Raw genomic sequence first — 12,301 nt, 5'->3', positions numbered from 1 at the left:
GAGGTTCATGAAGGCGGCAGGTCAATCGAATAGCTGTTTTCGACCCTAAACGTCAAAATGAGGCTTGTTTCGACGGCATGGGCTTGATTTCGACCTGATGGAGGTGTTTAAGACGGCCGACCCAGCAACCTCCGCATGGTGCCGTCCACCTTCATCACCACCGACCAGGGCACCTGGTTCATCAGCCAGAAGATCGACGAACGCCCGTGAGAGAAGTTGCGTTCGACCGGCTTCACCTTCCAGAAGCGATTGACCGAGCAGACGTAGTCGGTGCCGAGCGCCGTGACCTCGTGCCACCAGCTCACGGGAATGTAGAGAATCTCGCCCTGCTCGACGACCACCTCGATGCGATTGGCGAGGGCTTCGGCGTAGCGCGGAAACACTTTCGGGTCGGGGTTGTCGGTATCCACCTGGCTGAACCACGGCGGAATCTCGCGGTAGAACTCGAACGGATACAGGTTGCGGGTCTCCCACGGTGGAAACAGCGTGACGCGCTTGGACCCGTGCAACTGCATCAGTGTGCCGTCACCGGTGTCGAAGTGCAGCGGCTCGGTGTGCCCGCCGGGACCAAACCAGAGGTTGAGATCCATCAGCGGATGGATGGTCTCCATGTCGCACTTCTGCTCGAGCTGGAGCACGCGGTCGCGGATGGTGGTGGCGAGCGGCGTCTGTCCGATGGCGACCTGCGCCATGTACATGCTGTTCTCGTGCGCGGTGCGATTGCGCAGCAACTCGACGTACGCTTGAGGCGTGTGTGACTCGATCTCGCTGTACTTCTTCCACTCCCGCTTGGGCCGGCTGCGATAGTCTTTACCGTAGACCCTGACGTTGTACTCCTGCGTCCCCAGCAGTTCCGAGATCACATCCAGGGTCCAATCCTTGACCCCGTCGAAGGCGCCTGTGATGATGAATGGCTTGCTCTTCGAGCGGTACCACATGTGGAACAGCTCGGGCGTGAGCGTGGCAAAGGCGACGCGGTCAAGTGAAGTCATGGAATCGTGGGTAAAGGTACGTCAACTCGCGGCGGAATCCAAGGCGGCGGAGGCGAGGGGTTGAACGATTTGCGCAACCGCCTGGCCGCGCTCAGCCCTGAGCAGCGGGCCCGGCTGCTCGAACGGGTCCGGCAGGAGCGGCCGGCCGCCGGCGTGACACCGATCGCGCCCGCCGACCGCCTGCAGCCCCTGCCCCTGTCGTTCGCACAGCGGCGCATCTGGTTCCTCGAGCGCCTCGAAGGCAGCTCGGCCGCCTACAACATGCCGGCGGCGTTCCGGCTGCAGGGCGAGCTCGACGGCGCGGCGGTGGCCGCGGCGCTGGACGAGATCGTGCGGCGCCACGAAGTGCTGCGGACCCGCCTGATCGATCGCGATGGCGAGCCGGCGCAGGCGATTGACCCGGCGCCGGAACCTGGCGGCGCGTCGCTGAGCCGCACGCTCTCGCTGGCCGGGTTGCCGGAGATCGATCGCGACGAGGCGCTGCGCGGGGTGCTTCGTGGTGAAGCCAGTCACGTGTTCGACCTGGCGCGCGAGCATCCGATTCGCGTCCTGCTGGTCCAGCTCGACGCGCGAGAGCACGTGCTGATTGTCACGCTGCACCACGTCGCCTCGGACGGCTGGTCCACCGGCGTCCTGGTGCGCGAGTTCGCGGCGCTCTACAACCGGCGGCACGCGGACGACGCGTCGCCGCTCGCCGAACTCCCCGTTCAATACGCCGACTTCGCACAGTGGCAACGCCTGCAGGTCGAAGATGCCGCCGTCGCGCAGCCGCACCTTGAGTACTGGCGCGCGCAACTGGCTGACGCCCCAGGCGTGATCAACCTGCCTTCGGACGGGGGCAAAGACGAGGGTTTACCCCGCCATAGCGCGAACGGCGAAGCCTCGAGCGCGTCGGCGGGCGACGCCGTCTACTTTCAGATCGATGCCGAGGCCGCCGGCGCCGTGAACGCGCTGGCGCGGCGCACCGACGCCAGCGCCTACATGGTGCTGCTCGCGGCGTTTCTCGCCTTGCTGCACCGGTGGTCCGGCGAAACCGATCTCACCGTCGGCTCACCGATTGCGAATCGCCCGCGCCGGGAGCTCGAAGGCCTCATCGGGTTCTTCGTCAACACGCTGGCGCTGCGCGTCAGCGTGGAGGGCGACCCGGACTTCCTCGGCTTGATCGCGCGCGTGAGGGCGGTTGCGCTCGAGGCCTACGCGCACGCCGAGCTGCCGTTCGAGCAGATCGTCGAGAAGCTCAACCCGGAGCGCCGGCTCAATCGCTCGCCGTTCTTCCAGGTGATGTTCGCCATGCAGAGCGGGTCGCTCGAAGACGTCACGCTGGACGGCCTGCGGATCGAGGCCGTGCCGCTGTCAACCGGCGCCGCCCGCCTCGACCTGACGATGTCGATCCAGGAGACGGCGGCGGGGTTCTCGGGATGCCTGGAGTTCTCGACCGCGCTGTTCCGGCCGGAGACGGCGCAGCGCTTCGCCGAGCACTATCGCAACATGATCGAGACGGCCGTGCGCCAGCCGGCCACGGCGGTGTCGCAGCTCGACTACCTCGGTTACGGCGAGCGCCATCGCCTGCTGGTTGAGTGGAACCGCACGGAGGTGCCGTCGCGGCCGCGCTGCCTGCATCACCTGGTCGAGGACCAGGCGGCCCGCACGCCCGACGCGATCGCGTTGCGGTGGGGCGGCACCACCTGGACCTACGCCGCGTTGATGGCCAGGGCGGCGAAGGCGGCGTTGCTCCTGCAGCAGAAGGGCGTCGGCACCGAGACGCTGGTCGGCGTGTGCATGAGACGCTCGCCGGACATGATCGCCGCGCTGTTGGGCGTGCTGCGGGCCGGCGGCGCCTACGTGGCGCTGGACCCCGCCTATCCGGCGGCGCGGACCGAATACGTGCTGGCGGACTGCGGCGCCGCGATTGTGCTGAGAGACGGCGCCCTGGACGAGGCGGCGGAAGGGGAGTTCCGGCCGGCGCCGGTGAGCCCGTCGAACCTGGCGTACGTGCTCTACACCTCAGGCTCGACTGGCCAGCCCAAGGGCGTCGCCATCGAACATCGCAGTCCCGCGGCGCTGATCGCGTGGGCGCAGTCGGTCTGGTCGCCCGCCGAGTTGAGCGGCGTGCTGGCGGGCACGTCGATCTGCTTCGACCTGTCGGTGTTCGAGATCTTCCTGCCGCTCTCGGTCGGCGGCACGGTGGTGCTCGCCAACAGCGTGCTGGATCTCCTGGACCTTGCCGATCGCTCGCACGTGACGCTGATCAACACCGTGCCCTCGGCCATCGACGCGCTGCTGCATCAACGTGCGCTGCCGCCGAGCGTCCGCGTGGTGAACCTCGCCGGTGAGCCGCTCACGACCGAGCTGGCCGATCGCATCCACGACGTGCCGACCGTGGAGAAGGTCTACGACCTCTACGGGCCGTCTGAAGACACCACCTATTCCACGTTCACGCGGCGGCGGCGCGGCGACCCGCCCTCGATTGGCCGGCCCATCGCGAACACGCGCCTCTACATTCTCGACCGCGCGCTGCAGCCGGTGCCGGTCGGCGTGCCCGGCGAGATCTACCTGGCTGGCCAGGGTCTGGCACGCGGATACCTCGGGCGTCCCGATCTGACGAACGAGCGGTTCATCCCGAGTCCGTTTCCGGGCGTCGATCGGCTGTATCGCACCGGTGATCGCGCGCAGTTTCGTGACGATGGCAACGTTGAGTTCCTGGGACGCCTGGATCACCAGGTCAAGGTGCGCGGCTTTCGCATCGAGCTGGGCGAGATCGAAGCCGTGGCGCGCGCATTTCCCGGCGTCGGCCAGTGCGTCGTCACGGTGGAGGAGAGTCAGGCTGGTAACAAGCGACTGGTCGCCTATGTGTCGCACCCGAATGGCCAGCGAGTGGCCGATGCGCTGCACGCGCATCTGCGCGGCAGCCTGCCAGAGTACATGGTGCCGCCGGTGCTGGTCATTCTCGACGCGCTGCCGCTCACCCCGAATGGCAAGATCGATCGCAAGGCACTACCGTCTCCCGATCGCCGTTCCGTCGTTGAAGACGCCGGTCCGCTGACCGCCGCGGAAGCGCGGTTGGCGGCGCTGTGGCAGCCGCTGCTGGCGGTAGACGAGGTGAAGCCGCTCGACGACTTCTTCGGCCTGGGCGGTCACTCGCTGCTCGCGGCCAGGCTGGGCGCGCGCATCCGCGACGACTACCGCGTGGACCTGCCGTTGCGCGCCATCTTCGAGCACCCGACGCTGCGGGCGCAGGCGGCGGCGATTGCCGGCCAGCAGGCGCAGATGGCCGCGGACGAGCCCATCCAGCCAATCGCGCGCCACGCCCGCCTGCCGATGTCCTTCGCGCAAGAGCGCCTCTGGTTTCTCGACCAGCTCGAGCCCGGGAACCCCGCCTACAACATGGCGGGCGCCTTCCGCCTGCGTGGCGTCGTCGAGGTGGCGTCGCTGCACGCCGCCTTCGATCGGGTCGTCGAACGCCAGGAGGCGCTGCGGACCGTGTTCCCGACCGTTGACGGGCGCGGCTACGCCGCGATCGGCGCGGTCCGGCCGGTGCTTCGCGAGATCGACGGCGGCGATCACGTCGCGATCGACGCGTTCTTGCGGGAAGAACAGGCGCGCCCCTTCGACCTCGCGGCCGGCCCGTTGATTCGTGCGTCGGTCATTCGCGTGGCGCCGGACGAGACGGTGCTCGCGGTGACCATGCATCACATCATCTCGGACGGTTGGTCGATCGACGTGTTCCTCGACGAGCTGTGCCGGTTCTACGCCGCGCTGGCCGGCGGCGCCGCCGGGACACCCGAACCGCTGGCGGTGCAATACGTGGACTTCGCCGCCTGGCAACGCCGCCGTTTCGAAGCGGGATTGCTCGCGCCGCAACTCGCCTACTGGCGTGGCGCGCTGGCGGGCGCGCCCACGGTGCTCGAGCTGCCGTCCGATCGCCCGCGGCCCGAGGCGCAGAGCTACCAGGGCGCCGTCCACTCCCTGACGATTGACGCGCCGCTGACCGCGCTGCTGTCCCGGCGCGCGCGCGAAGCCGGCGTCACCTCGTTCATGACGCTGCTGGCGGCGTTTGGCGCGACCCTCCGCCGCTGGTCGGGTCAGGACGACATGGTGATTGGCTTCCCGGCGGCCGGCCGCAGCCGCAGCGAGCTCGAGCCGTTGATCGGGATGTTCGTCAACACGGTGCCGATCCGGTTGCAGATTCCAGAGGACGCCAGCTTCGCGACGCTTCTGGCGCAGGTGAAAACGCGCACCCTCGACGCGCTCACCCACCAGGATGTGCCGTTCGAGAAGCTGGTGGATGAGCTCGGCGTCGAGCGCAGCCTGTCGTGGTCGCCGCTCTTCCAGGTGATGTTCATCAACCAGCAGGCACGGCCGGCGCCACCGCTGCCGGAAGGCCTGCGCGTCGAGCCGATTGCGGGCGCCGCGACCGGCACCGCCAAGTTCGACCTGACGCTGGCCATCGCCGAACGTGGTGACGGCCTGTCGGTGAACCTCGAGTACGATCGCGCGCTCTTCGATGCCGCGACAATGGCGCGGCTGGCGGGCGACTACGTGGATCTGCTTCGCGGCGGGCTGGACGCTCCCGAGGCGCCACTGCCCGTGTCGTCACGATCCATCAGTAATCCGCGGCGACTCGTGGTGCCTCCGTCCGCTGCAGCGGAGGTCCCGGCGGTGGACGGCCGGCCGGCCACGCCCGTGGAAGCGGCGCTGGCGGAAATCTGGCGTGACGTGCTCCGCCTGGACGAGGTCCGCGTCACCGACAACTTCTTCGAAGTGGGCGGCGACTCGATCGTCAGCATCCAGGTGATCGCGCAGCTGCGCGATCGCGGCTGGCGGATCGGCCCGAAGCAGATCTTCAGGCACCAGACCATCCGCGCGCTCGCCGCCGTGGCCGAACCCGCGGTGGCGTCCCAGGCCGAAGACGAGACGGGTCCGCTGCCGCTGTCGCCGATGCAGCGGCTGTTCTTCGATCTGGATCCGCCCTCGCCGCATCACTTCAACCAGGCCTTGCTGCTCTCGGTGGCACCGGACATCTCGGTGACGAGCCTGCAAGCGGCCTTGACCGAGACCGTGCGCGTGCACCCGGCGTTGCGCGGCCGGTTCCGTATGGGCGCCCACGGTTGGGAAGAGCACATTCACCCGTCGCCGGATGTGGCCCTGGAAACGGCCCTCCATAAAGGGGGGCCCTACACGGACGATTCGGCGGATGGCGCGGTGGCGGCGCGGGTGGAAGCCATTTGCCGGGCGGCACAGCGCAGTCTCGACATTGTCAACGGCCCGGTGTTCCGCGCGGTGCTGGTCCATGCCGGCGCGGAGACAGCGCGGCTGCTCCTGGTCGCGCACCATCTCGTGGTTGACGCAGTCTCGTGGCGCGTCATCCTCGCCGACCTCGAGACCGCGTACGCGCAGGCGCAGGGCGGGCGGCCGTTGTCGCTGCCACCGGAACATTGCGGGCCGGCGACGTTCCGTCGCATGGCGCGCGAGTGGAGCGCGACGGAGGGCGGCAACGAAGCGGCGTACTGGGCCACGGTCACCTCCGGGGCGGCTCACGTGTTTCCCAGGGCGGCCGCGCCCACTGCAGCGCCCATGGCGCGCACGGTCACGAGGACGCTCGACGAAGCGGCAACCAGGCCGCTGCTCTCCGCCGCGCACCGCGCCTACAACACGACCGCCGCCGACCTGTTGCTGGCGGCCTTCGGCCGCGCGTTGTGCGGCGCCGCCGGGCGCGACGAGATCCTGGTGGACGTCGAAGGGCATGGTCGCGACGCGCTGCCGGACGCCGACCTTTCGCGATCCGTCGGCTGGTTCACCACCTTGTATCCGGTCCGCGTGCCTGGCGGTGCCGCCGGCGATCCCGCGTCGCTGATCCGCATGGTCAAGGAGTCGAGCCGTTCGGTGCCTCACGGCGGCATCGGGTTCGGGTCACGGCATCAGGCCGGCGGCACGGCGCCGTTGACCGACGTGTCGTTCAACTACCTTGGTCAGGCCGCCGCGGCGATCGGCAATGGGCTGTTCCACGGCATCGCGCCCGAGTCGAGCGGCGACCCGGTCGCCGCCGACCTGCCGCGACGGTACCGGCTCGAGCTGAACGCCTCGGTGATCAACGGACGGCTCGTCACGCAGTACTCATTCGACGCGGCCGTGCTGTCTGAGGCGCGCGTCAACGACGTGGCCGATCGCACGATCGCGGCGCTGCGCGAGCTCATCGACCATTGCCTCGGGGTGGAGGGCGCGCACTACACGCCGTCTGATTTTTCCGCCGTGTCGATCGACCAGGGCGAGCTCGATGCACTGCTCGGCGACCTCGATTTGTCGGACCTCTCCGAAGCATGAGTGCCGTTCCGCGCGTCGCGGCGCTGCATCCGCTGACACCTTCACAAACCGGGATGTGGCTGCAGTCGGCCGCCGGCGACGGCCAGGACCGCTTCGTCGAGCAGGCCGCGTTCTGCCTCGAGGGCGGCGTCAACCGCGAGGCGCTGGGGCGGGCGCTGCAATGCGTGGTTGACCGCCACGGCGCGCTGCGCTCGTCGATCCTGGCCAGGGGCCTGCGGCCGTTCCGCGCGGTGCTGCAGGAGATGCGGGTCAGCCTCCGCGAGGTGGCTGCCGGCGATGACGAGGACGCCGCGCTCACCGCGCTGATGGATGCGGAACGCCGGCGCGGCTTTCCGCTGAACCGTCCGCCGCTGATTCGCTTCGCCCTGCTCACGGTGCGCGAGGAGCGCGCCTGGCTGGTGCTGTCGTTCCACCACATCATTCTCGATGGCTGGAGCCTGCTCATTCTCTGGAACGAGGCGGCGGCGTTCTACGCGGCCGAGCTCGCCGGCACGTCGGCGCAGCTGCCGCCGGCGGCGGACGAAGGTGCGGTCGCCGAGTGGTTGCACCGTCGATCGGACGCCGACAGCGAGCGCTTCTGGCGGTCGCGCCTGGCCGGCTTCGCGGAGCCGACGCCGATTGCGAGCGCCGCGAGTCCGGCCGCGGACGAACCGGCGGAGATCGAGCACGTCATGGCTGCGGCCGCGGGCGCGGCCATCACCGCCGCGGCTCACGCCTGCCGCGTGTCTCCCGCGATCGTGTTCGAGGTGCTGTGGGCGCTCCTCCTCGCCGGCCGCACGCGGCGCACCGACGTGGCGTTTGCCGCGACCGTGTCGGGACGGCCGTCCGGCATTCCCGGCATCGAGCGCCTGGTCGGCTGTTTCATCAACACCGTGCCGATTCGGGCGCGGCTCGACGATGCCGGCACGCTCCGCGAGTGCCTCGCCCGTCATCAAGAGCAGCGTGCCGAGCAGGCCGAGTACGAATACTGCTCGGCGGGGCAGATTCACCAGTGGTCCGAACTGCGGCCCGGCGAGCCGATTTGCCGGAGCCTGCTGGTCTACGAGAACCTGCGCGGGGCGGGCGCTGAGGCCGCCGCCGAGCCCTCGGTGTCGGAGGCGGGCCGCCGCGTGCGAGGGGCGCGAACCGGGTATCCGGTGACGCTGCTCATCAGTCCCGGTCCGGCGCCGCACCTGCGGGTGGTCTACCAGCCTGGATCGATCTCGACGCCGGCCGCGCGCGATCTCATGGAGGGGCTGGAGCGGCTGGCGCTGCGGTTGCCCGATCACCTCGACGATGGCATCCGCGAATGGCGCGAGAGCGTCGCGTTTGTTCCTCCGTCCGAATTGACGGCCGCCCCGTCCGCGCGCCCGCCGTTCGTCGCGCCGCGGACGCGGCTCGAGCACGAGCTCGCCACGATCTGGGAGGGGCTGTTCAAGGTCGCTCCCATCGGCGTGCTGGACGACTTCTTCTCGCTCGGTGGGCACTCGCTGCTCGTCCTGCAAATGGCGGCACGGCTGCGATCGGCGATCGGCGCCGAACTGCCGTTACACGTTCTCGTCTCTGAAACCACGATCGAGAAGCTCGCGCGCGCCTGCGCCGTCGAGGTGAATGAGCACGCCGCGCTGATCCCGCTGTCGGCCGAGGGCGACGGCCTCCCGATTTACTGCCCGCATCCGCTCGGCGGCCACGTCCTCTGTTACGGCGCGCTCGGCCGCAGGCTGGTGGGGCGGCATCGCGCGTGGGGCCTGCAAGCAAAGGGACTGGCAGGCGGCGAATCCCCGGCGGCCAGTTGGGAAGAGCTGATCGCGCATCACTGGGCCCTGCTGACAGAGGCGCGGGCGAGCGCGTCATCCACCCGGCATCCGCTCGACGGCGTGGCGCTACTCGGCTACTCGTACGGCGGCTACATTGCGATGGAGCTGGCCGCCCGGGCGCGGCGTGAGGGGGCGACCCGCGTTCCGGTCCTGTTGCTCGACGTGCCGCACCCGTCGGTCATCCCAATCGAGCATCGCCTCCCCGACGCCGCCACCCTGTTGCACGCTCTTTGCGGACATGCGCTCGGCCTCGATCTGGATCAGATGCGCCGCCTGCCGGCCGATGGCCTCACCCGTCACGTGTATGACGCCGCCGTGACGCAGCACCTGATTCCGCGCGACACCCCGTTCGAGCAGGTTGAGCGGGTGCTGAACGTGGCCCGGGCGCATTCCCAACTGCAGCCGCCCGTGACGGCCTATGACTTCCCGGTTGTCCTGTTCAGGGCGCGGGAGGGTGCGGAGAGGATCTCGAGCCTGCCGGACCTGGGCTGGGCCGGGTATTCGGCCGGCGTGACGATTGAATGGGTCGCGGGCAGCCACGAAACGATGCTCGACCCGCCGTACGCCGGGAATCTGGCGGACTTAGTGGCAAAACACCTGACATGAAGGCGAAACTGAGAGGTAGCAGGCTGTTATATAATGCCCGCACTTTCGTCCAAGGAGGCTCGCAGTATGTCTGAGAAAGAAACCGGCGCAATGGAGATCGTCAAGCGAAACGCAATCTACTCAGCTGGCGTGGGGATTTTCGCGATCCCTGTTGTCAACGTCGCCGGGGTTGCTGCACTCCAGATCAAAATGCTCCGCGAGCTGGCTGCGCACTACGATGTGCCCTTCAAGCAGGATCGCGTCAAGAGCATCGTGACATCGCTGCTCGGCGGCATCATCTCGACGCGTCTTGGCTACGGCCTGTTCGCGCCCATCTCCCACCTGCCGCTGATCGGACCGCTGGTCGGCGTTGCCACGCTGCCGTTCTTCGCCGGCGGGGCGACCTGGGCGGTCGGCAAGGTCTTCATCCAGCACTTCGCGTCGGGCGGCACGTTCCTCGACTTCGACCCCGAAAAGGTTCGCGGCTACTTCAGCGAACAGTTCGGCAAGGCGAAGAGCACCGCGGCAGCAGCCACGGCCTAACCTTCACAACTGATGTGCGGCGTCCCGTCTGGGACGCCGCACGCACATTGCTGTCTTCACGTGTTCCCCAAACTTACTCTCCTCGTACCCTGCACCTTGATCGTTGCGCTGGCCGCCGCCGCGGTGCCAGGCCACGCCCTCGCACAGCCGGCTCCCGCGGCTTCCGCGCAGCCCGCTGGCGCGCCGAAACCAACCGTGCTGCGTCTCAAGGACAACACCTTGCTGATGGGTCACATCGTCCGCGAGGATGCCGAGACCGTGGTGTTCTCGGCCGGTCCGCTGGGCGAGCTGACCATCAAGAAGTCCGAAATCGTCGGGGAACTTCCCCCCGCCACCGTGGCCGCGGCTTTCCAGGCGCCCGCGGCGCCGGCTCCGCCGCCGAGCAACCTCGGCACGTTTGCGCCGGCCGGCGTGGTGAAATGGACGCGCGTTCTGGGCGGCACCGGCTATTACCTGACGACGCCGTACGTCCAGGGCGAGCTCGACCCGCGATACCCGGGACTGACGGGCAAGGCGCTGCGCTTGCAAGGCGCGATGTACCAGGTGCAGACGCAACTGAGCCTCTATCGCACGTCCGACCGCGACATCGTGTCGTTCGATGCCTCGGACACGTACGCGTTCGCCGACAACATTGGCGAGCAGGCCGACAACCCGCGCGTCTCGTTGGGCTATAACCGCCGCATCGGCACGGCCGACAAGTACTACGGACTGGCCCGCCACACGTGGTACCGCGACGGCGTCAAGAAGATCGATTACTCGAACCAGAGCATCCTCGGCGTCGGCATCAAGACCATCAACACGCCCAAGGTGAAGCTGGACCTGGTTCCGGCGCTGGCCCTGCAGTACGACAAGAAGGGCACGCCCTTCGACAACGACTGGCTGCTCGGTGCCGGTGCCATGGAAGTGTTCCAGGTGATGGTCGGCCCGGTCTCGATGATCGAGCAGAAGTTGACCGTGTATCGCGCCTTCACCGAGTCTCGGTACTACGGCCTCGAGTCGACGATTGGCTTCAAGGGGATGGTGACGAAGCACATCGGCTTCAACATTTCGTGGGCCTACAGCCTGGACAACTCGCTCGGCTTGCGCGCCTCGCCGATTCCGGCCAACACGCTGTTCCCGGGCCAGCCGGAATTCACGGTGCTGGCCAACAAGCGCGCCCAGTCGTACGTGACCAGCGGCCTGCTGATCACGTTCTAATTGGGCTCGCTTCGCTCGTAGGGCTCGCTTCGCTCGTAGGGCTCGCTTCGCCTCGTAGGGCTTGCTTCGCTTCGTAGGGATTCCTGCGAGCGTCCGAACTCGCATCCAGTTGATCGAGCAGCGCGCCGTAGTCTTCCGCGGCGCGGCTCGACGGCGCGTACTCCCAAATGGTCTGATGCGCGGCGGCGGCATAGGTCAGGTCAATGCACTGGCGAATGCCGCGCAAGAACAGCGCCGGCGCCATTTCCGCATCCGCCGCCAGGGCCTCGATCGTCGCCCGGCTGGCGTGGGTTTGCGAATTCACCGCGGTCGGGACCACGGCGACCAGCGACAGCGGCCGCCCCGGCCACAGCGACCGGATCTCGTGCACGCCGTCCAGCGTCTGCCGCGCGCCGGCCAGGGCCATGGTGTCCATGCCCACCGGCACCACCAGTTCGTCGGCGCAGAGCAGGGCGTTGTAGGTCAGCAGGCTCATGGCCGGCGAGGTGTCGAAGATCATCACGTCAACGCCGGTCACGTCGCGCAGCCGCCGCTCGAGCAGCGTCTCGCGCTGCACGGTGCCGGCCAGTTGGGTTTCCAGTGAGAACGCCGCGGGCGTGGCGGTGATGAGGTCGAGGTTGGTGCGGGCCTGGCGGTGGATGACCTCGTTGACCGGGGCCGATCCCATCATGAGTTCGCGGACGGTGAGCGGTGACGAGATCCCGAGGAGGTGGCCGGCGTTGCCCTGCGGGTCGGTGTCGATCAGCAGCACGCGCGTGCCGCGCGCGGCGAGGCCCGAGGCGATCTGCACCGCGGTGGTGGTTTTCCCCACACCGCCCTTCATGTTGACGACGGCAATCCGGCGCATGGATCCTCCAGCGAGACGCC

6 protein-coding genes are annotated in these 12,301 nt (G+C 68.4%); 4 read left to right on the top strand and 2 right to left on the bottom strand.

Annotation, left to right across the window (positions count from 1 at the left end):
* Positions 1–107: 107 nt before the first annotated feature.
* Positions 108–992: a cupin-like domain-containing protein gene (locus WC815_18110; GenBank protein ID MFA5910699.1), complete on the bottom strand. Its 885-nt coding sequence runs from the start codon at positions 990–992 to the stop codon at positions 108–110.
* A gap of 69 nt (positions 993–1,061) precedes the next feature.
* On the opposite strand from WC815_18110, the gene WC815_18105 reads away from it, so the two are divergent.
* The 4 genes from WC815_18105 (at position 1,062) to WC815_18090 (ending at position 11,434) form a co-directional block, all read left to right on the top strand.
* Positions 1,062–7,313 (top strand): amino acid adenylation domain-containing protein, encoded by a 6,252-nt coding sequence (locus WC815_18105; GenBank protein ID MFA5910698.1) that lies wholly within the window; start codon positions 1,062–1,064, stop codon positions 7,311–7,313.
* On the top strand, positions 7,310–9,715 hold the full coding sequence (locus WC815_18100; GenBank protein ID MFA5910697.1) for a condensation domain-containing protein: 2,406 nt from the start codon (positions 7,310–7,312) through the stop codon (positions 9,713–9,715). The genes WC815_18105 and WC815_18100 overlap by 4 nt, the downstream gene beginning before the upstream one ends.
* Positions 9,716–9,748: 33 nt before the next feature.
* Positions 9,749–10,237, top strand: coding sequence for a DUF697 domain-containing protein (locus WC815_18095; GenBank protein ID MFA5910696.1), 489 nt, complete (start codon positions 9,749–9,751; stop codon positions 10,235–10,237).
* A gap of 96 nt (positions 10,238–10,333) precedes the next feature.
* Entirely contained in the window at positions 10,334–11,434 is a 1,101-nt protein-coding gene (locus WC815_18090; protein MFA5910695.1) for a DUF481 domain-containing protein, read from the top strand.
* On the opposite strand, the gene WC815_18085 is transcribed toward WC815_18090, so the two are convergent.
* Positions 11,424–12,281 (bottom strand): AAA family ATPase, encoded by an 858-nt coding sequence (locus WC815_18085; GenBank protein MFA5910694.1) that lies wholly within the window; start codon positions 12,279–12,281, stop codon positions 11,424–11,426. The two genes, WC815_18090 and WC815_18085, sit on opposite strands and share 11 nt — an antisense overlap.
* Between the last annotated feature and the right edge of the window lie 20 nt (positions 12,282–12,301).

Source organism: Vicinamibacterales bacterium (genome assembly GCA_041659285.1).
Classification (GTDB): Bacteria; Acidobacteriota; Vicinamibacteria; order Vicinamibacterales; family UBA2999; genus 12-FULL-67-14b.
This window is presented reverse-complemented; position numbering and strand designations above follow the sequence as displayed.

Coding starts and splice junctions, on each gene's coding strand:
- WC815_18100 (MFA5910697.1), top strand. CDS start 7,310: ATGAGTGCCGTTCCGCGCGTCGCGGCGCTGCATCCGCTGACACCTTCA.
- WC815_18095 (MFA5910696.1), top strand. CDS start 9,749: ATGCCCGCACTTTCGTCCAAGGAGGCTCGCAGTATGTCTGAGAAAGAA.
- WC815_18110 (MFA5910699.1), bottom strand. CDS start 992: ATGACTTCACTTGACCGCGTCGCCTTTGCCACGCTCACGCCCGAGCTG.
- WC815_18085 (MFA5910694.1), bottom strand. CDS start 12,281: ATGCGCCGGATTGCCGTCGTCAACATGAAGGGCGGTGTGGGGAAAACC.